The sequence below is a fragment of the Stutzerimonas tarimensis genome (assembly GCF_042648805.1).
Taxonomy (GTDB): domain Bacteria; phylum Pseudomonadota; class Gammaproteobacteria; order Pseudomonadales; family Pseudomonadaceae; genus Azomonas; species Azomonas tarimensis.
Genome location: NZ_JBHRXZ010000024.1, coordinates 331,318 through 357,723 on the forward strand (window position 1 = coordinate 331,318; position 26,406 = coordinate 357,723).

Sequence of the window (26,406 nt, forward strand, 5' to 3'; positions counted from 1 at the left end):
CAAATGTTATGATATAACCGTAGCATTTTACTCAACCCGTTTTCCGATCCAGGTGATCGCTTGAAGCTTGCATGGCTGCCGCTTGCCCTATTTCTCTGCGCGTGTTCGCCCAACCAGGACCCGGAGGTGCTCCGGTTGGGCGGCCCTTTCGAGTTCACCAGCCAGGACCCTTCGCGCGACGGCTTCGTCTACACCCGCCTGCAGATCGCCGAAACCCTGCTGGATGTGGACAACGACGGTCAGCTGATTCCCGGTCTCGCCGAGCACTGGCGCATCAGCCCGGATGGGCTGACCTGGCAGTTCGACCTGCGCCACGGAGTGCGCTTTCATGACGGCACACCGCTGACCGCCGAGGCCGCGGCGCACGCGCTGGGCATCGCCGCGGATAAACCTGGCGTGTTGCAGTCAGCCCCGATCGCCGAGGTGCTGGCCAGAGACCCGCGAACCCTGACCGTCCGGCTGAGCCGGGCCTACAACCCTCTGGGTGCGGTGCTGGCCCACTACACCACGGCAATTCTTGCACCCAGCTCGTACCGGGCCGACGGCAATGTCGCCTGGATGCACGGCACCGGGCCCTACCGCCTCGAGGAGTTCGATCCACCGCACCGCCTGCGGGTCACCCGCGTCGACAACTATTGGGGCGAGCCCGCCAGGATTCCGCAGGTCGTCTACCTGACCGGCCACCGGGCGGAGAGCCGCGCGCTGCAGGTGATGGCTGGCCAGACCGACATCATCTACACCCTCGATCCAGCCAGCCTCGACCTGCTCAGTCGTCGTGACGACGTCAAGGTGCATTCCGACCCCATCCCCCGCACCATCCAGATCAAGCTCAACGCTGGCCATCCTTTTCTCGCCGAACGCGAGGCGCGCCAGGCGATCAGCCAGGCGCTGGATCGCGAGCAAATAGCCAGTCGCATCGTCCGCGTGCCGGGCGGCGAAGCCAACCAGCTGCTGCCGCCTTCAGTGGCGGGCTGGCACGATCCCGAATTGTCTCCGATCCCCTTCGACCCGGCTGGCGCCCGGGCCTTGCTCGCCGGGCTGGGCTGGGCGCCAAGTGCAGACGGCATCCTGCAGCGGGACGGCCAGCGCTTCCACCTGACCATGATCACCTATGCCGATCGCCCGGAGCTGTTCATCGTGGCCACTGCGCTACAGGCGCAGCTGCGCGATATCGGCGTGTCCCTCGACGTATCCATCGTCAACTCCAGCGGCATTCCCTCCGGACATCACGACGGTTCTCTGCAGATGGCCCTGGTGGCACGCAATTACGGAAACGTCGCCGACCCGCTGAGCATGCTGATCGACGACTATGGCGATGGCGGATCGGGCGACTGGGGCGCCATGGGCTGGCGCAACGAAGAGCTGCCAGCCTTGCTGCAACGGCTGACCGCCGAGCCTGTTGCCGCTCGTTATGCCGCCGGGGCGCAGCGGGTCGCTGCAGTCCTGGCCGAGGAGCTGCCGGTGATTCCCGTGCTGTTCTACACCCAGCAGACGGCCGTCGCCTCACGCGTGGAAAATTTCAGCTTCGACCCCTACGAACGCAACTACAGAGTTTCCGAGATGAGTTTTGCCGAATGATCAGCCTGATTCTCAAGCGGCTGGGGCAGGCTGCGCTGGTCGTCTGGAGCGTAGGCACGCTCAGCTTCATCCTGATGCGCCTGCTGCCAGGCAATATGGAGTTTCGCATCGCCGCCGGACGTTACGGCTACGACAACGTCAACCTCGCCGCCGCCGAAGCGGTGCGCGCCGAGCTCGGGCTGGACCGGCCCGGCTGGCAGCTCTATCTCGACTGGCTGCTGGATTTGCTGCGTTTCAACTTCGGTGACTCGCTGGTGAGCGGGCTGCCCGTCACGCACGAGATATCGCACCTGCTGGAACACACCCTGCTGTTGACCGGCGTGGCGATGCTCGTTGCGCTGATCATCGCGCTGCCAATGGGGCTCTACGCCGCCATCAAGGAAGATCGCTGGTTCGACCAGCTGTCGCTGATGGTCTCGGCTTTCCTGCGCGCGCAGCCAGTATTCGTCATCGGCCTGGTGTTGGTGCTGATCTTTTCCCTGCAGTTGCGCATGTTCCCGGTAGCGGGATTCGATGGCGCCAACTATGTAGTACTACCGGCCATCAGCCTGGCATTGGCCATGGCGGCGGTTTCCAACCGCGTGGTGCGACACAGCGCCAGCAACGTGCTTCGCTCGGCCTTCTTCACCTTCTCCCGGATCAAGGGGCTGAGCTTCGGGCAGTCATTCATGCGCCACGGATTGCGCAATGCAGCCCTGCCCGTGGTGGCGTTCCTCGGCATTCAGCTGGCCAGCGTGATCGAAGGCGTGGTGATGATCGAGTCGCTGTTTTCCTGGCCCGGCCTTGGACACGGGCTGGCGCATGCGGTGTTCAACCGCGACGTGCCGATGATCCAGGGAGCGGCCATGGCGCTCGGGCTGATCTTTGTCGCACTCAACCTGCTGGTGGATCTCGCCTGCTACCTGATCGACCCGCGTGCGAGGGCGGCGGCATGAAAGCCTATCTGCAGACCCTGGCGCCCACCCAGCGCGCTGGCGCGCTGATCCTTGTCGCGCTGGTGCTATTTGCGATCTTCGAAGGATTACTCAATTCGGTCGACCCGGCAGTCCAGCAGCTGGGCAACAGTTTCGCCGCGCCGAGCCTCGCCGAGCCACTGGGCACCGATCAGTACGGCCGCAGCATGCTGGCGCGAATGGGTTCCGCCTTGCGCCTGTCGCTGCTCCTGAGCCTGCTTTGTGTCGTCACGTCCGCCAGTCTCGGCGTGGCGCTCGGCGTCGCTGCGGGCTGGCGCCAGGGATGGACCGACCGGGTGATTTCCTTTGTCCTGAACATGGTACTGGCGTTGCCGGGACTGGTGCTCATCCTGCTTCTGGCCGGTCTTGCGCCCGGCTCGCTGCTGATGCTCTACATCGCCATCTCGCTGGTGCTCTGGGTGGAATACTTCCGGGTGGTTCGCGCCATCACCCTGACCACTGTGACCTCATCGCCCATGCAGGCCTCGCGGATGCTCGGGTTCGGCTGGGCCTACTGCCTGCGTCGCCATGTCTGGCCAGCCGTCGTCGGCCCGGTGCTGACCCTGGCGGCCTTTGGCGCTGCCGCCTCGATCCTCGCCCTTGCCGCGCTGGGATTCGTGGCGGTCGGCCTGCGGCCACCAACGGCCGAGCTCGGTCTGATGATGGTCGAGCTGTTCCCCTACTACAGCGAAGCGCCCTGGGTGCTGGCCCAGCCCGTGCTGGCGGTGTTTCTGCTGGTGTTCGGCCTCAACCTGCTCGCGGGGAAAAACCGGTGACACCCTTGCTTGAAATCGAAGACCTGGCCGTATACGCAGGTGATACCGGGCTACTCGAACCCATCTCGTTGACGCTGTCGCGCGGCGAGCGACTGACCATCCTCGGCGAAACCGGCGCAGGAAAAAGCCTGCTGATCCAGGCCATCATGGGTCTATTGCCTTCGGCGCTGCGCTGCAGTGGGCGGATCCTGATCGACGGCCAGGACACGGCCAGCATGGGCCGCAAGGCCCTCCAGCGCCTGTGGGGCAAGCGCATCAGCATGCTGCCCCAGGAGCCCTGGCACTCGCTCGATCCGCTGATGCGCGCTGGCCAGCAGGTCGCCGAAGTACACCGGTGCGTGCTGCACCAGGGCCCGGGCGCGGCCGGCGAGCAGACCCGCCTGGCCCTGGCGGGCGTGGGGCTCGAACAGGCCGAGAACAAACTGCCGGGCCAGCTTTCCGGTGGCATGGCGCAGCGCCTGGCATTTTGTGCCGCCACGGCGGCAGGTGCCGACCTGGTACTGGCCGACGAGCCGACCAAGGGACTCGATGCGAGTCGGCGCGACTACATCGCCCGATTGCTGCGCCAGAAGAGTGAAGCCGGCGCAGTGCTGACCATCACCCATGACGTCGAGGTGGCACGTCAGATCGGCGGGAGGATCATGGTCATGCGAGCCGGTCAGCTCGTCGAGCAGGGCAGCGCCGAGGCGGTACTGGATGCGCCCCGAGGCAATTACACCCGCGAGCTGATCGGCGCTGCCCCGACCAACTGGCCTTCGCAGCCGCCTTGCTCGGGCGCACCTGGCAAGCCGGTGCTCGAGGGGCACCGACTCGCCAAGACCCGCGGCGGCAAGTGCCTGTTCGAGAACCTGGACGTCAGCGTCGGGCGAGGCGAGATTCTTGGCATCACCGGTGACAGCGGCTGCGGCAAGAGCAGCCTGGGTGACATCCTGCTTGGCCTGCTGCAGCCTGATCAAGGCCAAGTCCGTCGCGCGCCGGGCGTTGCCAGGCACCGCTATCTGAAGCTCTACCAGGATCCACCGGCGGCCTTCGCCCCGCGGGTCAGGTTGGCCAGACTCTTCGACGACCTGATCGGCCTGCACAAGCTCGACCGTCACCGCCTGCCGCCCCTGCTGGAACAGCTCAGGCTGCGCCCGGCGCTGCTGGAGCGCAGTGCCGAGGAGGTGTCGGGCGGCGAGCTGCAACGCCTTTCGATCGCCCGTGCGCTACTGCTGGATCCGGTGTTTCTGTTCGCCGACGAACCCGTCTCCCGCCTGGACCCGATCACGGCACGGGAGGTCGTCATGCTGCTCGCTGACGTGGCTCGCCGGCATGACTGCGCGGTGCTTCTGGTCAGCCACAATCCCGACCTCGTGGCCAAGACCTGCGACCGCAACATCCGCCTGAGCCCCTCGCCTGGATAGATGACCAACCCAGTGTCGATGGATCAACGCGCTCAGGCCTCGAACCGCCTTGCAGTCGTCGCGGTCTCAACGGAAGTCGCTTCACGACGCTTGCCCAGAGAGCCCTGATGTCCCAGCCAACCGATGGGTTGCAGCCGTCCCCCGCCACCTGTCCCGAGCTGCCGTCCGATCTGCGTTACGTCGATGACAGCCAGCCGGGCATCAGCCGCCGCCTGCTGCGCGGCAAATACGCCTACTTCACCCCGGAGGGCGAGCGCATCCGGGACCCTGAGGAAATCGCCAGGATCAACAAGCTGGCGATCCCCCCGGCCTACCGGCAGGTATGGATCTGCCCCGATCCCTGTGGCCACGTTCAGGCCACCGGGCGTGACGCCCGAGGCCGCAAGCAGTACCGCTATCACTCGCGCTGGCGCGAGGTGCGAGACGAGACCAAGTACGCCCGTCTGCTTGCCTTCGGACAGGCGCTGTCGGGGCTACGCGCCACCGTCGAAGGGGATCTTGCCAAGCCCGGCATGGGTCGCGACAAGGTCATCGCGACGGTGGTATCGCTGCTCGACGCCACGCTGATCCGGGTCGGCAACAGCCGCTACGCACGGGACAACAAATCCTTTGGACTGACCACCCTGCGCAACCGGCATGTGGAGGTGAAAAGCAACGCCATTCGCTTCCGTTTTCGCGGCAAGAGTGGCGTGGACCATGAACTCCATTTGAGCCATCCGCGCCTGGCACGCATCGTCAGGCGCTGCCAGGCCCTGCCGGGCCAGCACCTTTTCCAGTATCTGGATGACGAGGGCAAGCGCCACGCAGTGACCTCGACCGACATCAACGACTACCTGCGTGCCCATGCCGGTGTGGATTTTACCGCCAAGGACTACCGCACCTGGGCCGGCACTGCCCTGGCGCTGGATGCCCTGCGCGCCGTGCCGGTCACCGACCCGCGCGGACAGTTGGCCGAGACCGTCCGGGCGGTAGCCTCCGAACTGGGCAACACGCCCAGCGTCTGCCGCCAGTGCTACATCCATCCGCTGGTGCTCGAAGCCTTCCAGCGGGGTGAACTGGAAGACCTGCCGCGGGCGCGGGCGCGCCAGTGGCTCAAGCCCGAGGAAGCCACCCTGTTGCGTTTTCTCCAGGCCCGGGCCGGCCACTGAGCCCGGCGACGAACTGCCGGGCGCTGTCACCTGTCGGTCACCTGGCCAGGGCACCTTAGCGCTGAAGGACCGGCCCGATGGCGCGGCACAGGGAGACGATGGAGCGACACGCCAGACAGGCAAGACCGGGCACCCTTCCAGCGCGCCCGCCAGGAGCGCTCCAGACAGCCGGAGGCAAGATGATGAGCAACAAGACCCTTGATGAACTGCTTTGCCAGCGCCAGCCCAGCGCACCCGAGCAGGCCGTGTTCGATGCCTGGGCCGAAGCCCGCCGCCATCCGGAAGCACTGGCGCGGGTGCGTCGTGCGGTGCGCGATCTGGGCCTCGAGATGCCCCGGCGCAGCCCTTCCCGGCTAAGGCCGAGCCTGCTGTAGCCCGCGCATCAAGCATCCTTGCGGGGCCCGCGAGCCGTCAATCGAGGGCCCCGCCCCGCTCCACCGGACCGGACGGTTTGCTTTCACCGCCGGGCACCGACGAAAATGCCGGCATGCGCGCCCGCATGGGCGTTCCCAATGCTTCCGGTCCCTGGCCGGCGGCATTGCCTTCAGGGAATCAAGTATGCCCAAACCAAATGTAATCAATGCGTCGGTCAGCCCCAAGGGCAGCCTGGAAACCCTCTCCCAGCGCGAAGTGCAGCAACTCAGCGCCGCCGGCTCCGGCAGCGTCTATCAGCTGTTCCGCCAGTGCGCCCTGGCCATCCTCAACACCGGCGCCCGCATCGACAACGCCAAGACCATTCTCGAGGCCTATGAGGACTTCGAGGTACGCATCCACCAGCAGGACCGTGGCGTTCGCCTGGAATTACTCAACGCGCCGGCCGACGCCTTCGTCGATGGCGAGATGATCGCCAGCACCCGGGAGATGCTGTTCAGCGCGCTGCGCGACATCGTCTACACCGAGAGCGAGCTGGACAGCCACCGCATCGACCTCAGCAGTTCCCAGGGCATCACCGACTATGTCTTCCACCTCCTGCGCAACGCCCGCACATTGCGCGCTGGAGTCGAGCCGAAGATGGTGGTGTGCTGGGGCGGTCACTCCATCAGCCTGGAGGAGTACAAGTACACCAAGAAGGTCGGTCATGAACTCGGCCTGCGTAGCCTGGACATCTGCACCGGCTGCGGTCCGGGCGTGATGAAGGGCCCCATGAAAGGGGCCACCATCGCCCACGCCAAGCAGCGTTTCGCGGGCGGGCGCTACCTCGGCCTCACCGAACCCGGCATCATCGCCGCCGAAGCGCCCAACCCGATCGTCAACGAGCTGGTGATCCTGCCGGACATCGAGAAGCGTCTTGAAGCCTTCGTACGGGTCGGACACGGCATCATCATCTTCCCCGGAGGCGCCGGTACCGCGGAAGAGTTCCTCTACCTGCTGGGTATCCTGATGCACCCGGACAACCGCGACCTGCCGTTCCCGGTGATCCTTACCGGACCGCAGAGCGCGGCACCCTATCTGCAGCAGCTGCACGCCTTCGTTGGCGAAACCCTGGGCGTCGCCGCGCAGAGCCACTACAGCATCATCATCAACGACCCGGTGGCGGTGGCCCGGCAGATGGTCGAGGGCCTGCAGGAGGTCAAGCGCTTCCGCCGCGAGCGCAACGACGCCTTCCATTTCAACTGGCTGTTGAAGATCGACGAGGGCTTCCAGCGTCCCTTCGACCCCACCCACGAGAACATGGCCGCCCTGCAACTGGGCAAGGACATGCCGCGCCACACCCTGGCCGCCAACCTGCGCCGCGCCTTCTCGGGCATCGTCGCGGGCAACGTCAAGGACAAGGGCATCCGTCTGATCGAAAAGCATGGTCCCTACAAGATCCATGGCGACCCGGAAATCATGAACCCGCTGGACCGCCTGCTGCAGGCTTTTGTCGAGCAGCACCGGATGAAGCTTCCTGGCGGGGCTGATTACGTACCCTGTTACCGTGTGGTGACCTGAACCTGCCGAACTGCCTGACGGGCGGGAGCTCCAAGGATTACCACCGACCTTCGAGAACCTGATGGCCCTGCCCGGACGCACCACTTGTACAACGGTCGTGATCACGTTGCTGGTGGTGCTGCTGCTGAGCGCCTGCAGCCGCATCACCCTTGGCTACCGCAACCTGCATCTGATCGTGCCCTGGACGCTGCGCGACTACGTGTCGCTCAGTGGCGACCAGCAGCGGGAGCTACGCGCCCGCCTGCGCGAACAGCGTGCCTGGCATTGCCAGACGCTGATGCCCGAACACCTGGAGTGGCTCGATCGCCTGCAGACCGAACGGTTCGACGAAGCCTCACTGCGTCAGCGCTATCAAGAAGGCCAGGCAGCCGTGGATCGGATCGCCGTGCAGGTGACCCCGCCGATCATCGACCTGCTGCGGTCCCTCAGCGACCGGCAAGTGCGCGACATCCGCCAGGCCCTCGGCGAACGACAGCAGGAACGCGCTGAAAAATACCTGCAGCCGTCCCTGGAGCGACAGCTCGAAGAGCGCGCCGAGCGCATGACCGAACGGGCTACTGACTGGTTTGGCAGCCTCGGCAACGCCCAGCGCCAGCGCATCGAGGAATGGGCGCAGAGCCTCGGTGATTCCAATATGCGCTGGGTCGCCAACCGTGCCCGCTGGGAAGAGGCGCTGATCGCAACCCTGGCGCAGCGGCACGCGGACGATTTTCCCGCCCGGATGACGACGCTCATTCAGGATCGCCAGGCTTTCTGGACTGATGAATATCGACGCAGCCAGCCGCGCAACGAGCAGGCCGGCCTGCGCCTCGCGGTAGACCTTTATGCATTGGCCGACGAGCGCCAGCGCCGCCACCTGATCAACGAGATCCGCACCCTTCGCAATGACCTGACAGGCCTCGACTGCCTCGACTGACAGCCGGATGACCAGATCTCAACGGCTGGCGAAAGGCGTCAATCGCTCCACCAACAGAGCATGTAGCTCGGGATCGCCACAGGCGATGATGGCGCCGCCGTGTTGCGCGCTGCTGCCATCCCAGGCGGTCATGCGTCCGCCGGCACCTTCGACGATGGGCATCAGCGCCTGGACGTCGTAAGGCTTGAGGCTCGCCTCGATCACCACGTCCACCAGCCCGGTGGCGATCATGCAGTAGGCATAGCAATCCCCGCCGAAGCGCACCAGCTGTGCTTCATCGGCAATCTGCCGAAAGGCATCGAGCTGGGCCGGCTCGCTGAAGATCTCGGTGCTGGTGCACATCAGCCGCGCCTGCGACAGGCTTTCGCAGCGACGCGCCTTCAGCGGCTGGCCATTGAGCCATGCCCCCGCGGGTGAACCGCTGAAGCGTTCCCCCGTGTAGGGCTGATTCATCACCCCGAGCACCGGGCGAGTGCCATCGTTGAGCGCGATCAGCGTGCCCCACAGCGGAATGCCAGTGATGAACGAACGAGTGCCGTCGATCGGGTCCAGCACCCAGGTCAGCGGTGAGGTCCCCACCACCGCCTCTTCTTCCTCGCCGAGAATGCCGTGCTGCGGATACTCGGCAAGGATCAGCTCGCGCATGGCGCGTTCGGCGGCCTGATCGGCAATGGTGACCGGGTCGTAACCGGCGGCGCCCTTGTCAGTCACGTCCAGCGGGCGGCGGAAATAGGGCTCGATGGCGCTGGCGGCCGCGTCCGCCAGACGGCTGGCGAAGGCCTGGTACTCGTCGATCTGTGCTTGCGATAGGGACATCGTGAAAATTTCGCTCGAAATGAAATGAATGGCGACTCAGACCTGGCGCAGCCAGGTTTCCCAAAGAGAATGGCGCAACACGCTGCGGGCGCGCATATGCTTCCAGAAACCGTACTTGTAGAAATCGAAATCCAGCGCCGATACCGCCTGCTGAACCATCGCCCAGGTGGACCATTTCAGGTCCGCCAGGGCCTTGTGTACCTGTACCCGGGCCAGATCCTTCTGGCTCACCTGGCCGAAATATTCCTCGATCATTTCCAGTTCGATAGCCTCGGAAAAGAACATCTCGCCGAACCAGAGCGCCAGTTCGTAGTGGCGGTCATTATTGGAGGCGTATTCAAAATCCACCAGCCGAATCTGTCGAGCCTCGTTGAGCATGAAGTTGCCGGCCAGGCTGTCGTTCATGCACGGCACCAGATCCAGCCCCGAGGCGTCCAGAGCGCAACGCGCGCGTCCGTACTGCAACATCAGCCACTGATGATCCGGCGGCGTCGAGGCGCCCAGCTCGGCCACTTGGCGATTGTGTTCGTCGATCATGTCGAAGACCGTCTTGGTCTGAACCAGTTGCGGCTGCTCATTGAAGGCCCGCAGGGCACGCAAGGCATTGGTGCGGATGTCACGGTCGAGAAAATCCCGATTGCTCGACGCCTGCCAGCCTTCCATGAACTCGAACACCTCGACGCCCAGCGCTTCGATGAAAGCCACCACCGGCGCGCCGTAGCCGGTCGCGGCCGCCTTCAGGCTGGCATCGTGGGCCGTGCGCCGGTCAATGAACATATCGGTACCAACGCCGGGGATCTTGATGAAGTACTCGCTCGGCATGCCCTCGACGCGGACCCGCCAGTTGGTATTGGAGATTCCACCCGAGACCGGCGCGTAGGCAGCCGGCCGGCCTTCCCAGCCAGGGACCCGGACGACGGCCTGCTCGAGTAAGTGTTCGTGGGGCGTGCTTGCCTGTCCCAGCAGTTTCATTGCAATGCCTCCATCAGACCTGGCGCAGCCAGTTTTCGAATCGATGATCACGCAGCGCTTCTCGGGTGCGCAGCAGGGTCCACTGCCCCACCTTGGAAAACTCGACATTGCGCGCCGAGCGGGTTCCGGCCCACAGCCCCCACAGGGTCCAGTGCCAGTCGTCGATCAGCGCATGCAACCGGCAGCGGGCGTAATCCGCTTCGCGGCAGACGCCGGCCCAGATTTCCAGGCCTTGCCGCCATTGATCCTCGAACGGGTAGAGCTCGTTTAGGGTGGTGGCCACATCGAACCAGGGATCGAAGGCGCCGCCGTAATCGAAATCCACCAGGCGCATCTGGCCTTCGGCATCAAGCAACACGTTACTGGCGACACCGTCACCGTGCAGGCTGCGACTGTCCCAGCCGGCGGCGGCGATCGCGCGTACCGCCATGTCGACGCATTGGTCGATCCATGGCGCGTCGTCGGGCAGCAGCACGCCGTGCTCGTGACACAACTGGCGAAGCCGGGCGAGGTCTTCGCCTGGCGAACGCGCAAAGCCGGTTCGCGGCCCCTGATGCACTTGCCGCTTGAGCCCTAGCAGCCGTTCCAGTCGATCCGGCGCGCTGAGCTGGTCGACCCGCGCCCACTTCCAATCCGGCGCCGGCAATGCCTCGAACAGCAGCACGCCGCGCTCGGCATCGGCATGCAACAGCTGGGGAGCGGCGCCTGCCCGGGCGGCGTTGAAGCTGGCTTCGGCACTTCGCGCTGGATCAATCAGTGGCCTCATGTCGTCGAACAACACCTTGGCGTGGCAGGCGCGGCCATCGTGGATCAGGGTGAAGCCTGCCCATTCGGTCGCCAGCCGCAGGGGCGAGGCAATGGCTGCAGTGGAGACGCTGACGCCGTCAAAGGCCAGCCCGGCGGCATCCAGGCTCTCGCTCAAACGCTGTTCCGCTGTCTGCATCATTGCAGGGCTCCTGAAGTCGACGCCGCCCCGCCAGCGCTCAGGCCCCCGTGGCCCAGCGAGGCGCAGTAGAGCAGCTGGTTGAGCGCGCGCAGACCGTCCAGCAACTGCGCCTCGGAGGTGAATTCCGCCTCGTTGTGGGCGATGCCATCGCGGCTCGGGACGAACAGCAGCATCGACGGCCCGCTCTTGCTCAGGCTGATGGCGTCATGGCCCGCGATGGTGGTGCTGTCGGCGGCAGCCAGCCCCAGCTCGGCGCACGCCTGGTGGGCCAGCCTGGCCAGACCGTCATGCAGGAATTGCGCCTCGCGCAGTTGCCGCTGGATGACACGGTAAGCGGTCGCGGTCTGCTGGCTGATGCGGTCGAGCTGCGCCTCGAAGCGAGACAGGGTTTCAGCCAGCAGCTCAGGTTCCTCCGAGCGGAACTCGACGAAGGCACGCACTTGCGAGGGCACCACGTTCGGTGAGTTCGGGTACACCTCCAGGCGGCCCACAGAGCTGTGCATGCGTCCCGGATGCTGGTCGGCCAGCTCGCGGACCAATGCCACCGCCCGCGAGGCGGCCAGCAACGCATCCCTGCGCTCGGGCATGGGGGTCGGGCCTGTGTGTGCCTGAAAGCCCTCGAATTCAAGGGTCAGCTTGAGTGCTGCCCAAGTCTTGCGCACCACGCCAATGGCGGCTTTGCGCCGCTCCAGATCCAGACCCTGCTCAACATGAATCTCGAGGTAGGCGGCCAGCGGCAGCCGGACCGGCTCGGCGCCGAGATAGCCAATGTCCTGCAACGCGGATTTCAGATCGATACCGTCCAGGTCGCGGCAGGCCCAGGCTTGTTCGGCGGTCATGCTGCCGATGAATACGCTGCTGCCGATCAGGCTCGGCTGGAAGCGCGCGCCCTCTTCGTTGGTCCAGTTCACCACCGCGATGTTGAACGCGGGCCGGATGCTCTCGGCCCTCAGCTTGGCCGCCAGGCTGGCGACCGCAACGGCACCGGCAATGACCCCGTACGCACCGTCGAAGCGGCCGGCGGTGGGCTGGCTGTCCAGGTGCGAGCCACATAGCACGTAAGGCGCCTCGGGGTCGAACACCGCGAGGCCGAAGACGTTGCCAGCCTGGTCGATGCGTACTTCCAGGTCCTGCTCGCGCAGCCAGTCACAGAGCTGGTCACGCGCCAGGCCATCTTCACGGGAAGCGGCCAGACGATGCAGGCCGCCGCTGGGCGTGGCGCCGATGGCCGAGCTGGCGGCGAACAGCGCCTTGAAGGCTTCGAGATCCTCGTCAGTCAGCGGGAGGCATTCGGGGGGTGATGACGTCGACATTGGCTTGCTCCAGACGGGCGTGGTAATCACCCGGTATCGGTTTGTTACTGATCAGGGTGGTGATGGCGGCGAAGGGCAGCGTGCTGACAAAGGTGCGCCGACCGAACTTGCCGTCGTCGGCCAGTACCACACTGCGCTGGCAGCGGCGGACGAGGGTGCGGCGCAACAGCGCCTCGGGCTCCTCGTAGTCCATCAGGCCGATCTCCAGATCGACGGCGCCGATGCCCATGAAAGCGATGTCGTAATGAAACTGCAGGGCAAACTCGGTGGTGTGCGGACCGATCAAGGCGTTGTCGTTGCGCCGCAGGTCTCCGGGCGTAACGATGATCCGGTTGCTACTCTGCTGGGCCAGCAGCTGGGCGATGTCCAGCGAATTGGTGACGACGTTGAGCTGCTGAAAGCCGGTGAGCCGGCCGGCCAGGGCCAGGGTGGTGGTCCCGGTGTCGATGAACAGCGACATGCCTTCGCGCACCAGCCCAGCCGCCAGTTGCGCCACCTGTGCCTTGGCCTGGGGCTTGATCTTGCTGCGCACCTCCAGAGGCTGCTCGACGTTGTTGCGCGGCAGGATCGCACCGCCATGGATACGCCGCAGCTTGCCCTGCTCTTCGAGGTGTTTGAGGTCGCGGCGGATGGTCTCGTCCGAGACGTGCAGGTCTTGCGCGAGGTCGGCTACGAGAATGCGCTGGTCCTGGGACAGGCGGCGTAGGATTTCATCGAGACGAGGCTGGTTGAGCATGTTATTCCCTGTTTTTCTTGGTTGTTGTGCCAGCGGGCATCCTGCCGGGGCACGGTATTCAGGCCCGACTGCTGGCGATGTCCCTGCCCTGCAAAGCAGGGCTCTGCACGTGGAGGCACGCAGCATAGCTGTCGGTTCCGCTGCGACGAACCAGGCTTGGTGACACCTCGGCGCTGCCGGCAGCGACACCGGGCAGCGGGTGCGAAAGGAGCTGCCGCTGGGAATGTCGATGGGGCCTGGCGGCGCGCCTTCCAACAGGTATCGCGGGGGTGCCGTCGGTCCACTTTGGAGAAGTCGAAGCTCAAACAGGGGGCAGGCGGTCCCAGGGGTTGATCGCTTCCAGCGCAGCACAGAATTGCAGGACACTGGCTTCGGCAAAGCGTGGTCCGATGACCTGCAGGCCAATTGGCAAGCCCTCTGGACTCCAGCCGCACGGCAGGCTGGCGGCGGGGTTGCCAGAGAGGTTGAACGGATAGGTGAACGGGGTCCAGGCAGCCCAGGGCACGGCGCTATCGGGGTCGCACGGGTAGCCTTCCGGTCCTGTGGCTTCGGCGGCGAACGGCAGGATTGGCAAGGTCGGCGTAATCAACAGGTCGTACTGCTCGAACAGCTCGTGCACTTGGCTGGCAAAGGCCGCCCGCGCTTTTATGGCGTCCAGGTAATCGCCGAGACGGTACTGCCCGGCCTTGCCGATCAGACGAGCGAAGCCGGGGTCGAGCTGATCGAGACGGGATTTGAGGGCTTCGCCGTAGGCGATGCCACGGCCGGCGACCCACAGGGTTTCGAAGGTCCTGATCGGGTCGTGCCAGTCGAGGGTCAGCGGCTCGACACGACACTGCAGGCGTCGCTCGGCCAGCTTTGCCGCCGCGGCCACCGCCTGCGCCACCTGGGGGTCCACCGGCACATCGAACAGGGTCGAACAGAAGGCGACCCGCAGCGGTCGCAGCGGTTGCTCGCAGGCGTCCAGATAGAAGGCATCCGGTGCCGGTAGCGACAGGTGATCCCGCGCGTCCGGCCCGGAGAGAATGTCGAACAACAGCGCGCTGTCACGCACCGTACGGGTGATGGGACCGGCATGGCTGAGCATCTCGGTCGCCGACCAAGGCCAGGCAGGGATCCGCCCGAGGGTGCCCTTGAGCGCAAAGGTGCCGCAGAAGGCGCTGGGAATCCTCACCGAACCGCCGCCGTCGGAGCCCAATGCCGCAGGCACCATTCGCGCGGCCACCGCGATCGCCGAGCCGGAACTGGAGCCGCCGCTGGTCAGCTCCGGATTCCAGGGTGTACGACCGGCGCCGAACACCCTCGACACGCTGGCACCGCTCCAGCCGAACTCGGTGGTCGCGGTCTTGCCCAGCAGGATCGCCCCGGCTGCCTTCAGCCGCTGAATGATTGGCGCGTCCTCGCCGGGCACGTGCTCCAACGCGGTCAGCGAGCCTCGGGTGGTGCGCAGCCCCTGGGGGTAGAAAAGATCCTTGATGCCAAACGGGACGCCGTGCAGCGGTCCTCGGAATCTCCCGGCGCGTGCCTCTTCGGCCAGGGTTTCGGCATAGGCGAGCGCAGCCTCCGGGTAGAGATCACCAAAGGCATTCAGCTTTGGATTTGTTGATTTTGTTGAATCAAGGCAAAGGGTTACGAGATCAACCGGGGACAAGCGCCCGTCGCGAATCCGTTCGGCCGCCTGGATCACGCTTGGCATAAGGGATGCAGCGGTATGATGAAGCGCAGGCATGGCGGTCTCGGTCAGATCCTTGAGCTGACCGAAGCATGCCCGCCATGTGGTTTTCAAGTCAACAGCAATGTGGGATTTGTGGAATAAAAGACCCTACGAGACGGCTGGCAGTCAACGACCAGCCGCCTGCCTCTTCCCGAACCTCGACATCCCGGCCTGCAAGCGCGCCGCTGACATCGCGCACCGTCGAGATGGTCACCCGCTGCGCGTACGCCTCACCGGCGGAACAGCTGCAGGTTGGCGGGCACATCATCAATGACGAGAATCTTGCTCGGCATAGGCTCAACCGGGTCACTCATGCTCTCTCTGATCTTCCTCACTATCGTCCCCTGGACCCTTGCGCTGGATCAGTCGCTCGAGCTCCATTCGCGCACTCTTGAAGTGAAAGGCTGCGGCCTGTTCGATGACCCGGTCCAGCACAGCGCGCTGGTCATCATTGCCAAGCCTCGGCCTGAGCGACCTGAGCCAGCCGAGGGCGGCATAGCGGTTGCTCGCCAACAGCCGATCAATCTCGGCCAACTGCCTCTGCATCTCTTGATCATCCGCCCCACCCACCGTCCCGGCACCCGCAGGGGCCGATGCCACAGCGGCGTCAAACTGCCCTCCCAGATGCGCTTGCAGCTCGCTTGCCAGCCGCCTGAAATCGATGGGCTTGGGCACGCAGCCACCCATTCCCGCCTCACGGCAGCGCTGTTGATCTTCCTCGAATACGCCCGCCGTCATGGCCAGGATCGGCAATGCCACACGCCCGCTCTCCTGCTCCCAGGCGCGGATCTGCCGGGTCGCCTCGAAGCCGTCCATGAGCGGCATCTGGCAATCCATGAGCACCAGGCATGCCCGCCCTCCGCTGCGCAGATAATCCAGCGCCGCGCGCCCGTTGCTCACGGACTCCACCGCCAGCCCCATGCGCTCGAGCATGGCAGTGATGACCATGAGATTGGCCTGGTTATCCTCAGCCACCAGTACCGGGTCGGCCCTCGACATCCTCGGGCGCGCCGCCGCCCCGGGTCTTCCGGCAGAAGCCGCGCCTGGCGCCCGCAACTCGACCGTCAGCGGCAGGCAGATCTCGACCCAGAACACCGCACCCTTGCCGGCCTCGCTGCGCATGCCGACCCTGCCGCCCATCAGTTCGGCCAGGCGGGCGACGATGGACAGGCCCAGCCCCGTGCCGGCAAAGCGCCGACTGTCGGACCCGTCGAGCTGCGAAAATGGCTTGAACAGCTGTGCCTGCTGCTCGGCGGCGATACCGATGCCGGTGTCGCTTACCTCCAGGTGCAAAAGCGCGCCCCTGGGGCCACGAGACTTTTCGTAACCGGCCACCTCGATGCACCCTGCATCGGTGAATTTCACCGCGTTACTCAGCAGGTTGCTGAGAATCTGCTGCAGTCGCAGCGGATCGCCCAGGTAACAGCGGCCACCCGGGCCACGCCATTGCCAGTTCAGTGCAAGCCCCTTGCGCTGAGCGGCGGCAGCGAACAGCGAGGCCGCCTTGCGCAGCTCTTCGGAAGGATCGAGCGGCTGGTTGGAGAGGGCCATCTTGCCGGCCTCCACCTTGGACAGGTCGAGGATGTCATTGAGCAACGCCAGCAGAGTCTCGCCTGATTGGTAGATGGTCTGCGCGTATTCGCGCCGGTCGGCCTCGCTCACCGGCTCCATCATCAGCAGTTGCGCCATGCCGAGGACACCGTTCATCGGGGTACGCAATTCATGGGACATGGTGGCGAGAAAGCGACTCTTGGCCACGCTCGCAGCCTCGGCGGCATCCCGCGCCTGGCACAGGCGCTCCTCGGCCCTGGCTCGCTCGAGAAAGGCGCCGGCCCAGCGCGCCAGCATCCGCACGAACTCCAGGTCCGAGGCATCGAACGCTTGAGCACCCTGGCGCGAGGCAAAGCTCAGAGTACCCAGCACCTCACCGTCGATCCGCACCGGCGCACCGACATAGGCGCACAGGCCCTGGCCAGGCAACGCGGCATGGGCGCCCGGGTTCGGCTGACCGGGGGTGCTGATGGTCAGCACATCGTCCCTGGCCAGGGTCTGGCGGCAATAACAATCACCGAGCGGATATTCCCGCGCCTCACTCGCATCGGGCAGGCCGCGCTGGACAAGCACCTGACATAGATCCGCTGCCAGATCAATGCGCGTGACCAGGCCGAACTCCATGTCCAAGTGCTGCATCGCCACGTCCAGCCCCTTGCGCAGAGTCGCCAGCGGATCGATTCCGGTGACGGCCACGATGTCATTGAGAGCACTGAGGGCGGCCAGTTGGCGCTGCAGCCGCCGCGCCTGCTGGTGCTGCTCGGTGAGGTCCTGGAACACCGCCACGTAGTTGGCCAGCTCCCCGGCGGCATTGGCTACCCGGGAGATGGTCACCCACTCGGTGATCAGCTCGCCACCCTTGTTGCGGTTGACGATCTCGCCGCGCCACAAGCCCTCGTTGATCAGACAGTCCCACATCTTTCGATAGAAAGCCGCGTCATGGCAGCCCGAGGAGAACAGCCGTGGCGTCTGGCCAAGCAACTCGTCGGCACGGTAACCCGAGGTCCGCTCGAGAGCGGGGTTCAGCGCGATGATGCGCTGGGCGCCATCGGTCATCAGGATGCCGTCGGTGCTGTGCTCGAAGACGCTCGCTGCCAGTCGCCGCTCCTCCTGCATGCGCATTTCCTCGCGCTGCGCCGCCACCACACGCGCGGTGAGCGTGCCGGTCAGCGCGAGCAGCGCCAGCAAGGCCAGCGCAACGCCCAGCAGGGTCTGCACCGACTCCTCGCGCCAACGCGCCAACGCAGCCTCCCGGTCAACGAAGACGTTGACGAACAAGGGATAGGTCGCTGAGGCGCGATAAGCGAGCATGCCCTGCCGACCGTCCAGCTGCACCTCGGTAAATACGCCGATCTCCTTGTCACGCATGATCTGGAGCTCCTCGGGACTTACCTCCACTTCACCCGGCGGTTGCAACAGGCGCGACGACCAGAGCAGGCCGCCGTCATAGTCCAGCACATCCACCTCCGTTACCCCGGCCAGGGTATGGCGATCGATGTGATTGAGAAAGAACTCCGGATTGAGCGCGGCCACCGCCTGGAGCTCCACGCCATCGACCGACAAGCTGCGGCGCACCGGCAGAAAGGTCAGCGCCTCGGCGGAAGGCGGCTCGGCCGGCGAAACCGGCCTGCCGTCGGTGAAATCCCTACCGATCCAGAGCCGGCCCAGCTGCAGCATGCCGCCAGTGGCGTGTGCCGAGGGAAAGCCAGCCGGTGCAATCGAGGTCCCCGGATTATCCGGATTGGAGCTGGCGAAGATGCGGTCATCGGCAGCCAGCGACAGCGAGCGCAGGTGCGGCAGGCGCCGCTGGGTTTCGTCGAGGATCTCGTTGAGCCGCCCGGTCGAATCCGCCACATGTATGGGCAGCAGACCAGGCAAGGCTGCCAGCGTCAGACTGGTCAGCGACAGGCTCTGGGTCAGGTGATCCTCCAGCGTCCTACCCTGGGCCATCGCTGCGCGCTGGTGCTCACTGAGAATCTCGCTGCGAAGGCGAAGAAGATAGGCCGATGTTCCGGCAATCACCGAGACCATCAGCAGAAGCTGCAGGCCCGCCAGCAGCCAGACGAAACCCCGGGTTCGTCTAGTCATCGTGTCGCTGGATCAGCACGATCGCATCGAGCTGGTGACGTCGGGCCGCCTCGAGCAGCCGGCCGTCGCGCTTGATCTCGGCCACGAAGCGCTCCAGCCGAGCGTGCCAGGCGTCATCGCCCTGACGCAGGGCGTAGGCATAGGGCGTCACATGGTACTGGCCCTCCGGCTCGATCAGTCGGGCCCAGTCGGTGGTCGCCAGCATGCGCCGGCTGTAGGGGTAGTCGGTCATGAACACGTCTGCACGTCCGGCCTGGACATCCTGCTCGCGGGCATGGGACGTATCCAGCACACTGAGCGTCGCGGCCCTGAGGCGATTCCGCATGACAGCCTCGTGCAAGGTGCCTCTGGCCACAGCGACCACGCTGTCGGGCTGATCGATATCCGACCAGTGCTGCATGCGCCTGTTGCTCTTGCTGGTGATGGCGTAGATGTCGCTGGCGAGATAGGGCTCGGTAAAGCGCAGCAGTTCCTGGCGCTGGTCGGTGACCCCGACGGCAAACATGGCGACATCGCAGCGATCGCCCTCCAGGTCGGCGATCAGTTCCGCAAAGGAACTCTCGACAAAGGCCAGGCGGACATCCAGATCGTCAGCCAGCGCCTCGGCCATCTCGATGTCCAGCCCGGTGAGGGTTTGCGTCTTGGGGTTGCGATAGGAGATGCCGTAGTAATCAGGCCAGATGCACACCCGCAGCTCGCCGCGCTGAAGGATCTCGGGCAGCAGCCCGGGCGGGGAAGCCAGCGCAGCGGTGGAACAGACGCCCAACACGCCGGCCAGTAAACGCAGGAAAGCGGAACGCATGTGAAGACCTGATGATCAGAGCGCAATCATGATATCAAAATAATGACACTTCAAGTAGAGGATTTTTCAAGCGTCAATATAATGGCAGCAAAATTGATGCTAAATTTTTGTCATGGCTTTCGGCCACCCTTGATTCAGGTCAGAGTAGCCGCCTTTGTCTGCACACTCCTGCCACGTTATTCGATAAGAAAGGACAGCACCATGGCCCAACTCAGTTTTCTCGGCGCCATCCAGCAGGTCACCGGCTCCAGCTATCTCCTGCAAACCCAGAGCGGCGGCAGCATTCTGGTTGATTGCGGCATGCGTCAGGGGCGCCGCGATGACGAACGAGGAAATGGGGCGCCCTTCCCCTTCGATCCCACCACGCTCCATGCCGTGGTGCTGTCCCACGCGCACCTGGACCACAGCGGTCTGCTGCCACGCCTGGCGGCGGAAGGCTTCAGGGGGCCGGTGCACTGCACCGAAGCCACCGCCGAACTGCTGGAGCTGATGCTACTGGACTCGGCAAACATCCAGGAAAAGGATGCCGAATGGGAAAACAAGTGGCGCCAGCGCATTGGCAAGCCGTCAGTCAAGCCGCTCTACACCCGCGAGGAAACCGAGCGGATGCTCGAACTGCGCGAGCCCCATGGTTACGAATCAGCCTTCGAAGCGGCGCCCGGCGTCGAAGTCACCTTCCTCGACGCGGGACATATCCTTGGCTCGGCCATCGTCCAGCTCGACATCACCGAAAACGGCGCGACCCGCCGCCTGGTATTCTCGGGTGACCTCGGAAACGCCGAGACGCCCCTGATGAACCCGCCGGCGGTTCTTTCACGCGCCGACGTGCTGCTGATGGAGTCCACCTACGGCGACCGCGATCACCGCAACAGCGAGGAAACCCTCGAAGAGCTGGCGCAGATTCTCGACCAGGCGAACCACGACGGCGGCAACGTGCTGATGCCGTCCTTTTCCATTGGCCGGACCCAGGATCTGATCTATCACCTCGGCGCGCTCTATCAGCAGGGCCGCCTACCTCAGCAGGTGGTCTTTCTCGACAGCCCCATGGCCATTCGTGCCAATGACATCTACCGCCGCTTCCTGCACCAGCTCGACCTGCCGGAACTCGCCGGGCTGGGCAGCCAGGCCCAGTCTCGCGTCGAACAGTGGCTGCCCATCCTGCAGGCGACACCAAGCCCGGAAGAATCCATGGCGATCAACCGGATCAAGCGCGGCGCCATCATCATCGCCGGCAGTGGCATGTGTACCGGCGGTCGTATCGTCCATCACTTCAAGCACAACCTGTGGCGGAAGGAATGCCATCTGGTCATTGCCGGCTTCCAGGCACAGGGCACGCTCGGCCGTGCCATCGTAGACGGGGCCAGCCATGTCAAGCTGCTGCACCAGCGCATCGCGGTCAAGGCTCAGGTCCATACTCTGGGCGGCTTTTCGGCGCATGCGGGTCAATCCCAGCTGTTGACCTGGGCCGACGGCTTCAAGGATCGTCCGGCGCTCTATCTGGTTCACGGTGAACACGACAAGATGCTGGCCCTGCAACAGGCGTTGCAGCAGCGCCTCGCCTGGTCTGCCCAGATACCGGAACCCGGCCAGAGGATCACACTCTGAGCTAGGTAACCCCTAACCGACACTTCCCGGCGTTACCGAACCACCGGCACGCCCCTCATAACGAGACCCTCCCTCGCAGAGGGCCCCAAATCGGACTGGCCGGCCCCGTGACCGCGGGTGGCTGGATTGCGCAAAGCCCTTGGCGCACTGTTCCGTACAAGGAGATGCTGTATGCCTTTCGAAACGGATGACTATCTATCCCGTCATGTTCAAGTTCAGGCGACCGACCTGGTGAAAAAGCTCGACGAACTCGCCGAGTTGATGGTGCCGGACGATAGCCCGAATCTCGCGCTTTACCGGGAAATGCTGTTGACCGTGGTACGCATGGCCCAGGCCGACCGCAGCCGCTGGGACGCCAAGATCCTGCTGCAGACCATGCGCGAGATGGAGCATGCGTTCCGCCAGCTCGACCAGTTCAAGCACCGCCGCAAAGTCACGGTGTTCGGCTCGGCGCGCACGCCTATCGAGCACCCTCTGTATGCGCTGGCGCGTACTCTCGGCCAGACGCTGGCACGCTCCGATCTGATGGTCATCACTGGCGCGGGCGGCGGTATCATGGCCGCGGCCCACGAAGGTGCCGGGCTCGACCACAGCCTTGGCCTGAACATTACCCTGCCCTTCGAGCAGCACGCCAACCCCACCGTGAGCGGCACCGACAACCTGCTGTCGTTCCACTTCTTCTTTGTGCGCAAGCTGTTTTTCGTCAAGGAAGCGGACGCCCTGGTGCTCTGCCCCGGCGGCTTCGGCACCCTCGACGAAGCACTGGAGGTGCTCACCCTCATCCAGACCGGCAAGAGTCCGCTGGTGCCCATCGTCCTGCTCGACGAGCCGGGCGGTAGCTACTGGAAGGACGCCATGGGCTTCATGGAACGACAACTGGTGGAAAACCGCTACGTGCTGCCCACCGACATGCGCCTGATGCGGCTGGTGGAGAACGCCGAAGACGCCGCGGCAGAGATCGATCATTTCTACAGCAACTTCCACTCGAGCCGCTGGTTGAAGGATCGCTTCGTCCTGCGCATGCAGCGCATCCTGCATGACGAGGCCATCGACGAGCTCAACGAGCGCTTCGCCGACCTTTGCCTGAGTGGCCGATTCGAACAGCAGACGCACTGCGAAGAGGCGATCGACGACGCGGACCTGCAACGCCTGCCGCGCCTGGGCTTCGTCTTCAACGGCCGCGACCACGGCCGCCTGCGCGAGCTCACCGATTACATCAACGATCCGGCCCACTGGGGCTGATTGCGCTCTGCTGTCGCGGGAGCGCTCAGGACCGCCATAGTCGGCTGATCAGCTCCGCTGGGAAGCCACGGTACGCGAGGAAGCGGGCCTGCCTGGCTCGCTCCCGAGCATCCTGGGGCCTGCTCGCTGCGAACTTGCGCTGCCACACTTCACGCAACTGCTCGGACCAGTCGAAATCGCTGTCGCGCAGGGCCTGTTCGATGGTGTCACGGGGGATGCCGGTGTGGGAAAGCTCTTCGCGAATGCGCAGTGGCCCGCAGCCCGCCATGGCCTTGCGGCGGATGAAGCTTTCGAGATAGCGGGTTTCGCTCAGCAGACCTTCATCGGCGAGACGCTCGAGGGTCGGGTCGATGAGCTCGGGAGGGGCGCCGCGTTGGCGAAGCTTGCGACTTAGCTCGGCGCGGGCATGCTCGCGCCGAGCCAGGAGATCCATCGCAGCCCGCCGCACCGCGGCGGGGCTGTCGAGTATGACCGGCATGGCGTCAGAAGTCGGCTTCGGCGTCGGCCAGGTCTTCGCTGGAAGCGGCCTGGGCGGCCTTGGTGCCTGGGCTGGCCACCAACAGCTTCTGACGGATCTGCTGCTCGATGGCCTGGGCGATTTCCGGGTTGTCTTCAAGGAACTTGGCCGCGTTGGCCTTGCCTTGACCGATCTTGCTGCCCTGGTAGCTGTACCAGGCGCCGGATTTCTCCACCAGGCCCTGCTGCACGCCGAGGTCGATGATTTCGCCGTTGCGGTAGATACCCTTGCCATAGAGGATCTGGAATTCCGACTGGCGGAACGGCGGGGCAACCTTGTTCTTCACAACCTTGACCCGGGTTTCACTGCCGATCACTTCGTCGCCATCCTTCACCGCGCCGATCCGGCGGATATCCAGACGGACCGAGGCGTAGAATTTGAGGGCATTGCCGCCGGTGGTGGTTTCCGGGCTGCCGAACATCACGCCGATCTTCATGCGGATCTGGTTGATGAAGATCACCAGGCAGTTCGCATTCTTGATGTTGCCGGTGATCTTGCGCAGGGCCTGGGACATCAGGCGCGCCTGCAGGCCGACGTGCGTATCACCCATCTCGCCTTCGATTTCCGCCTTGGGTACCAGCGCAGCCACGGAGTCGACGATGATCACGTCGACCGCATTGGAACGCACCAGCATGTCGGTGATTTCAAGCGCCTGCTCACCGGTGTCCGGCTGCGAGACCAGCAGGTCATCGACATTGACTCCCAGCTTGCCGGCGTAATCCGGATCCAGGGCATGCTCGGCGTCGACGAAGGCGCAGGTGGCGCCCTGCTTCTGGGCTTCGGCGATCACCGACAGGGTCATGGTGGTCTTGCCCGAGGATTCCGGGCCGTAGATTTCGACGATACGGCCTTTTGGCAGGCCGCCAATGCCAAGGGCTATGTCGAGCCCCAACGAGCCGGTGGAAATGGCGGGAATCGCCGGACGATCATGATCACCCATGCGCATGACCGCGCCCTTGCCGAACTGACGTTCGATCTGACCCAGAGCGGCAGATAGGGCGCGCTTCTTGTTCTCGTCCATTTGGAATCCTCGTAAGATCACAGGGGCCGAAGGCCACGACAACTGTATAAGTAGACAGTATTAGAGCATAGCGCCCGTTGCCCGCCTAGCCCTCGAGCGGATTTTCCCCGGCCGCCAGGCGGATCAATCCGACCAGCGCGCGTTCCACCGCCTGCACCCGAATCGCCTGACGATCTCCGCCCAACTGGATGCGCTGGCTAAAGGACCGAGCGCCATCGGCCCAGGCAAGCCACACCGTCCCGATGGGCTTGTCCGGCGAACCTCCGCCGGGCCCGGCAATGCCACTTACCGCGACGGCGATGCGCGCCCCGCTCCGGCGCACGGCACCCAGCACCATGGCTTCGACCACTTCGCGACTGACCGCGCCGACCTGCTCGAACAGCGCCGCCGGCACGCCCAACTGGCGAGTTTTCTGCGCATTGGAGTAGGTGATGTAGCCGGCTTCGAACCAGGCCGAGCTGCCAGCAATCCGCGTTATCGCTTCGGCGATGCCGCCGCCGGTACAGGACTCGGCGGTGGTGACCTGGGCCCCAGACGCCGTGAGGCGCGCGCCCAGTTCGGATGCCAGCTCGGTCAGGCGGTCCATGCTTGTTTCCCGGTCAATTCAGAGGATCGGCGAAAGATAGGCATCAGAACGCTGGCTGTCGACCCGGAGAGACAAATGAAAAGGCCAGGCCGACTGGCCTGGCCTTCTGGACTTCCAGACCTGTCAGTCTTTCTTGTCCCGCTTCATCTCGCCGCTGCGGCCGTCGATCTTGAACTTGTGGACCTCACCGTCCTGCTTCATGCCTTTGCCTTCCCAATGGTCGTCATCGGCCTCGATCTCATAGATGGTGGTGTAGCCGGCGCCCTTGGCGGTTTCGATCGCCTGCTCGATGCTGATCCAGTCCGCACCGGGACGATCAGCGTAGGCGACACCGGCCAGGACCAGCGAGGCAGAAGCGAAAAGCGCAGCAAGTGTTTTTTTCATGATGTCTCCAATTATTGGTTATGGCTGTCATGTAGTTTGAGAACCCATGGCCGCCGGGGTTCCAACCGATCGCCTGCCTTTCGGCGCGGGACTTGCTGCCCGCCCACCGATACCCTGCTCGCTTCCCGTCGAAGAGGACTCCCGATGCCCAGCCTCAATCTGCAGATTCTAGTAGCCGCCGTTCTCGGCCTGGCCTTCGGCTGGCTGACCGGCCTGATGCCCACCGACTCGGAACTGCGCCTGGGCGTGATCTACGCCAGCACGCTGATCGGCAGCATTTTCGTCGGCCTGCTGCAGATGGTCCTGATTCCTCTGGTGTTCACCTCGATCGCCGTGGGGGTGGCGAACCTGCAGGCGCATCGGCAGGTGAATCGGGTGTGGATGAGCACCCTGGCGTACTTCGTGCTGACACTCGGCCTGGCGACGCTGGTCGCACTCATAGCCTCCAACCTGTTCCGCCCAGGGGCCGGGCTCTCCATCGAACTCTTTGCCGACGCGATGGATTCCTTCGAAGCGCGCCAGCTTACCCTGCCCGAATTCTTTCTGCACTTCTTCGCCAACCTGTTCCAAAACCCTTTCGCCGCATTTGCCAACGGCAGCATCCTGGCGGTCGTGGTGTTCGCCATGTTCATGGGGGTAGCCCTGGTCACTGGAGGCGAGCGCTATCGCAACATCCTGCTGGTGCTGCAGGAGTTTCTCGAACTGATCATGCGCATCGTCAGCTGGATCATGCGTCTGGCGCCTCTGGGCATCCTTGCACTGTTGATCCGTCTGGTGGCCGAGCAGGACGTGGCACTGTTGTCCGCGGTGGGCGGATTCATCGCCCTGGTGTTTGCCACGACCCTGTTCCACGGCCTGGTGGTGCTGCCGGGCATCCTGTTCTTTATCACTGGCAAATCGCCGCTGTGGTTCTGGCGCGGGGCGCGGGAAGCCCTGGTGACGGCTTTCGCCACCAGTTCGAGCGCGGCAACCCTGCCGATTTCACTGCGCTGCGCCGAACAGCTCAAGGTTCGGCGCGAGGTGGCCAGTTTCGTCCTGCCCCTCGGCGCGACCATGAACATGGACGGCACAGCCCTGTATGAAGCCGCCGCCGCGCTGTTTGTCGCCAATCTGGTGGGCATCGAACTCAGCTTCGCCCAGCAAATGGTGGTGTTCTTAACCGCCATGATTGCCTCCACCGGCGCGCCAGGCATCCCCAGCGCCGGCATGGTGACCATGGTGATGGTGCTGCAGGCTGTGGGATTGCCGGCCGAGGCCATTGCCATTCTTCTACCCATCGACCGACTGCTGGATACAGTGCGCACCGCGGTGAACGTCGAAGGCGATATTGTCGGCAGCCTGGTCGTCGACAAGCTTGCGCCGCAGTAAGGGAGACGGGCAGCCTGGCCCGGCGCGTTCTCGGCGAGG

23 protein-coding genes are annotated in these 26,406 nt (G+C 64.7%); 11 read left to right on the forward strand and 12 right to left on the reverse strand.

Features of this window, described 5'->3' with window-relative positions:
• The first annotated feature begins 60 nt into the window (after positions 1-60).
• The 8 genes from ACFOMF_RS15425 to ACFOMF_RS15460 all read left to right on the forward strand — a co-directional run bounded on the left by ACFOMF_RS15425 (position 61) and on the right by ACFOMF_RS15460 (position 8,706).
• Positions 61-1,578 carry an ABC transporter substrate-binding protein gene (locus ACFOMF_RS15425; protein ID WP_386366482.1) on the forward strand — a complete coding sequence of 506 codons (1,518 nt, stop codon included), beginning with the start codon at positions 61-63 and terminating at the stop codon, positions 1,576-1,578.
• Entirely contained in the window at positions 1,575-2,513 is a 939-nt protein-coding gene (locus tag ACFOMF_RS15430) for an ABC transporter permease (RefSeq protein ID WP_386366484.1), read from the forward strand. The genes ACFOMF_RS15425 and ACFOMF_RS15430 overlap by 4 nt, the downstream gene beginning before the upstream one ends.
• Complete coding sequence (locus tag ACFOMF_RS15435) at positions 2,510-3,307, forward strand: ABC transporter permease (protein ID WP_386366486.1); 798 nt, start codon at positions 2,510-2,512, stop codon at positions 3,305-3,307. Before ACFOMF_RS15430 ends, ACFOMF_RS15435 begins: the two co-directional genes overlap by 4 nt.
• The gene (locus ACFOMF_RS15440; protein WP_386366489.1) at positions 3,304-4,710 is read left to right on the forward strand and encodes an ABC transporter ATP-binding protein; all 1,407 of its coding nucleotides are present in this window, start codon (positions 3,304-3,306) and stop codon (positions 4,708-4,710) included. The genes ACFOMF_RS15435 and ACFOMF_RS15440 overlap by 4 nt, the downstream gene beginning before the upstream one ends.
• A gap of 107 nt (positions 4,711-4,817) precedes the next feature.
• Positions 4,818-5,858 (forward strand): DNA topoisomerase IB, encoded by a 1,041-nt coding sequence (locus tag ACFOMF_RS15445; RefSeq protein WP_386366491.1) that lies wholly within the window; start codon positions 4,818-4,820, stop codon positions 5,856-5,858.
• Between the two features lie 182 nt (positions 5,859-6,040).
• Positions 6,041-6,232 (forward strand): hypothetical protein, encoded by a 192-nt coding sequence (locus ACFOMF_RS15450; RefSeq protein WP_386366493.1) that lies wholly within the window; start codon positions 6,041-6,043, stop codon positions 6,230-6,232.
• 184 nt (positions 6,233-6,416) lie between these two features.
• On the forward strand, positions 6,417-7,790 hold the full coding sequence (gene ppnN, locus ACFOMF_RS15455) for a nucleotide 5'-monophosphate nucleosidase PpnN (RefSeq protein ID WP_386366495.1): 1,374 nt from the start codon (positions 6,417-6,419) through the stop codon (positions 7,788-7,790).
• 61 nt (positions 7,791-7,851) lie between these two features.
• Entirely contained in the window at positions 7,852-8,706 is an 855-nt protein-coding gene (locus ACFOMF_RS15460; protein ID WP_386366497.1) for a DUF6279 family lipoprotein, read from the forward strand.
• An 18-nt stretch (positions 8,707-8,724) separates the two neighbouring features.
• Here the strand turns inward: ACFOMF_RS15460 and hisN are convergent, their stop codons facing one another.
• From hisN to ACFOMF_RS15500, 8 genes are all read right to left on the reverse strand, one after another.
• The gene (hisN, locus tag ACFOMF_RS15465) at positions 8,725-9,522 is read right to left on the reverse strand and encodes a histidinol-phosphatase (RefSeq protein ID WP_386366499.1); all 798 of its coding nucleotides are present in this window, start codon (positions 9,520-9,522) and stop codon (positions 8,725-8,727) included.
• Positions 9,523-9,558: 36 nt separating this feature from the next.
• On the reverse strand, positions 9,559-10,494 hold the full coding sequence (locus tag ACFOMF_RS15470; RefSeq protein ID WP_386366501.1) for a phosphotransferase: 936 nt from the start codon (positions 10,492-10,494) through the stop codon (positions 9,559-9,561).
• A gap of 13 nt (positions 10,495-10,507) precedes the next feature.
• Positions 10,508-11,437, reverse strand: a complete 930-nt coding sequence (locus tag ACFOMF_RS15475) for a phosphotransferase family protein (RefSeq protein WP_386366862.1) — start codon at positions 11,435-11,437, stop codon at positions 10,508-10,510.
• Positions 11,437-12,753, reverse strand: a complete 1,317-nt coding sequence (locus tag ACFOMF_RS15480) for a Zn-dependent hydrolase (protein ID WP_386366503.1) — start codon at positions 12,751-12,753, stop codon at positions 11,437-11,439. The genes ACFOMF_RS15475 and ACFOMF_RS15480 overlap by 1 nt, the downstream gene beginning before the upstream one ends.
• Positions 12,713-13,489, reverse strand: a complete 777-nt coding sequence (locus ACFOMF_RS15485) for a DeoR/GlpR family DNA-binding transcription regulator (protein ID WP_386366505.1) — start codon at positions 13,487-13,489, stop codon at positions 12,713-12,715. Before ACFOMF_RS15485 ends, ACFOMF_RS15480 begins: the two co-directional genes overlap by 41 nt.
• 301 nt (positions 13,490-13,790) lie before the next feature.
• A complete protein-coding gene (locus ACFOMF_RS15490; RefSeq protein WP_386366863.1) occupies positions 13,791-15,185 on the reverse strand; it encodes an amidase in 1,395 nt (464 codons plus the stop codon).
• Positions 15,186-15,509: 324 nt separating this feature from the next.
• Positions 15,510-18,842, reverse strand: coding sequence for an ATP-binding protein (locus ACFOMF_RS15495; protein WP_386366507.1), 3,333 nt, complete (start codon positions 18,840-18,842; stop codon positions 15,510-15,512).
• Positions 18,835-19,644, reverse strand: a complete 810-nt coding sequence (locus ACFOMF_RS15500; protein ID WP_386366510.1) for an ABC transporter substrate-binding protein — start codon at positions 19,642-19,644, stop codon at positions 18,835-18,837. The genes ACFOMF_RS15495 and ACFOMF_RS15500 overlap by 8 nt, the downstream gene beginning before the upstream one ends.
• A gap of 201 nt (positions 19,645-19,845) precedes the next feature.
• On the opposite strand from ACFOMF_RS15500, the gene ACFOMF_RS15505 reads away from it, so the two are divergent.
• Both ACFOMF_RS15505 and ACFOMF_RS15510 read left to right on the forward strand, forming a co-directional pair.
• The gene (locus ACFOMF_RS15505) at positions 19,846-21,249 is read left to right on the forward strand and encodes an MBL fold metallo-hydrolase RNA specificity domain-containing protein (protein WP_386366512.1); all 1,404 of its coding nucleotides are present in this window, start codon (positions 19,846-19,848) and stop codon (positions 21,247-21,249) included.
• A gap of 171 nt (positions 21,250-21,420) precedes the next feature.
• On the forward strand, positions 21,421-22,491 hold the full coding sequence (locus tag ACFOMF_RS15510; RefSeq protein WP_386366514.1) for an LOG family protein: 1,071 nt from the start codon (positions 21,421-21,423) through the stop codon (positions 22,489-22,491).
• 25 nt (positions 22,492-22,516) lie between these two features.
• On the opposite strand, the gene recX is transcribed toward ACFOMF_RS15510, so the two are convergent.
• From recX to ACFOMF_RS15530, 4 genes are all read right to left on the reverse strand, one after another.
• Entirely contained in the window at positions 22,517-22,969 is a 453-nt protein-coding gene (recX, locus tag ACFOMF_RS15515) for a recombination regulator RecX (protein WP_386366516.1), read from the reverse strand.
• Positions 22,970-22,973: 4 nt separating this feature from the next.
• Positions 22,974-24,029, reverse strand: a complete 1,056-nt coding sequence (recA, locus tag ACFOMF_RS15520) for a recombinase RecA (RefSeq protein ID WP_386366518.1) — start codon at positions 24,027-24,029, stop codon at positions 22,974-22,976.
• An 85-nt stretch (positions 24,030-24,114) separates the two neighbouring features.
• On the reverse strand, positions 24,115-24,615 hold the full coding sequence (locus tag ACFOMF_RS15525; RefSeq protein ID WP_386366520.1) for a CinA family protein: 501 nt from the start codon (positions 24,613-24,615) through the stop codon (positions 24,115-24,117).
• A 123-nt stretch (positions 24,616-24,738) separates the two neighbouring features.
• On the reverse strand, positions 24,739-25,002 hold the full coding sequence (locus ACFOMF_RS15530) for a PepSY domain-containing protein (RefSeq protein WP_386366865.1): 264 nt from the start codon (positions 25,000-25,002) through the stop codon (positions 24,739-24,741).
• Between the two features lie 141 nt (positions 25,003-25,143).
• Between ACFOMF_RS15530 and ACFOMF_RS15535 the strand changes: the two genes are divergently transcribed.
• Positions 25,144-26,367 carry a dicarboxylate/amino acid:cation symporter gene (locus ACFOMF_RS15535; protein ID WP_386366522.1) on the forward strand — a complete coding sequence of 408 codons (1,224 nt, stop codon included), beginning with the start codon at positions 25,144-25,146 and terminating at the stop codon, positions 26,365-26,367.
• The last annotated feature ends 39 nt before the right edge of the window (positions 26,368-26,406 follow it).

Excerpts from the sequence above, each read along its gene's own strand:
- ACFOMF_RS15430 (WP_386366484.1), top strand. The coding sequence starts at position 1,575 with ATGATCAGCCTGATTCTCAAGCGGCTGGGGCAGGCTGCGCTGGTCGTC.
- ACFOMF_RS15435 (WP_386366486.1), top strand. The coding sequence starts at position 2,510 with ATGAAAGCCTATCTGCAGACCCTGGCGCCCACCCAGCGCGCTGGCGCG.
- ACFOMF_RS15445 (WP_386366491.1), top strand. The coding sequence starts at position 4,818 with ATGTCCCAGCCAACCGATGGGTTGCAGCCGTCCCCCGCCACCTGTCCC.
- ACFOMF_RS15450 (WP_386366493.1), top strand. The coding sequence starts at position 6,041 with ATGAGCAACAAGACCCTTGATGAACTGCTTTGCCAGCGCCAGCCCAGC.
- ppnN (WP_386366495.1), top strand. The coding sequence starts at position 6,417 with ATGCCCAAACCAAATGTAATCAATGCGTCGGTCAGCCCCAAGGGCAGC.
- ACFOMF_RS15460 (WP_386366497.1), top strand. The coding sequence starts at position 7,852 with ATGGCCCTGCCCGGACGCACCACTTGTACAACGGTCGTGATCACGTTG.
- hisN (WP_386366499.1), bottom strand. The coding sequence starts at position 9,522 with ATGTCCCTATCGCAAGCACAGATCGACGAGTACCAGGCCTTCGCCAGC.
- ACFOMF_RS15470 (WP_386366501.1), bottom strand. The coding sequence starts at position 10,494 with ATGAAACTGCTGGGACAGGCAAGCACGCCCCACGAACACTTACTCGAG.
- ACFOMF_RS15475 (WP_386366862.1), bottom strand. The coding sequence starts at position 11,437 with ATGCAGACAGCGGAACAGCGTTTGAGCGAGAGCCTGGATGCCGCCGGG.
- ACFOMF_RS15480 (WP_386366503.1), bottom strand. The coding sequence starts at position 12,753 with ATGTCGACGTCATCACCCCCCGAATGCCTCCCGCTGACTGACGAGGAT.
- ACFOMF_RS15485 (WP_386366505.1), bottom strand. The coding sequence starts at position 13,489 with ATGCTCAACCAGCCTCGTCTCGATGAAATCCTACGCCGCCTGTCCCAG.
- ACFOMF_RS15490 (WP_386366863.1), bottom strand. The coding sequence starts at position 15,185 with ATGCCAAGCGTGATCCAGGCGGCCGAACGGATTCGCGACGGGCGCTTG.
- ACFOMF_RS15495 (WP_386366507.1), bottom strand. The coding sequence starts at position 18,842 with ATGACTAGACGAACCCGGGGTTTCGTCTGGCTGCTGGCGGGCCTGCAG.
- ACFOMF_RS15500 (WP_386366510.1), bottom strand. The coding sequence starts at position 19,644 with ATGCGTTCCGCTTTCCTGCGTTTACTGGCCGGCGTGTTGGGCGTCTGT.
- ACFOMF_RS15505 (WP_386366512.1), top strand. The coding sequence starts at position 19,846 with ATGGCCCAACTCAGTTTTCTCGGCGCCATCCAGCAGGTCACCGGCTCC.
- ACFOMF_RS15510 (WP_386366514.1), top strand. The coding sequence starts at position 21,421 with ATGCCTTTCGAAACGGATGACTATCTATCCCGTCATGTTCAAGTTCAG.
- recX (WP_386366516.1), bottom strand. The coding sequence starts at position 22,969 with ATGCCGGTCATACTCGACAGCCCCGCCGCGGTGCGGCGGGCTGCGATG.
- recA (WP_386366518.1), bottom strand. The coding sequence starts at position 24,029 with ATGGACGAGAACAAGAAGCGCGCCCTATCTGCCGCTCTGGGTCAGATC.
- ACFOMF_RS15525 (WP_386366520.1), bottom strand. The coding sequence starts at position 24,615 with ATGGACCGCCTGACCGAGCTGGCATCCGAACTGGGCGCGCGCCTCACG.
- ACFOMF_RS15535 (WP_386366522.1), top strand. The coding sequence starts at position 25,144 with ATGCCCAGCCTCAATCTGCAGATTCTAGTAGCCGCCGTTCTCGGCCTG.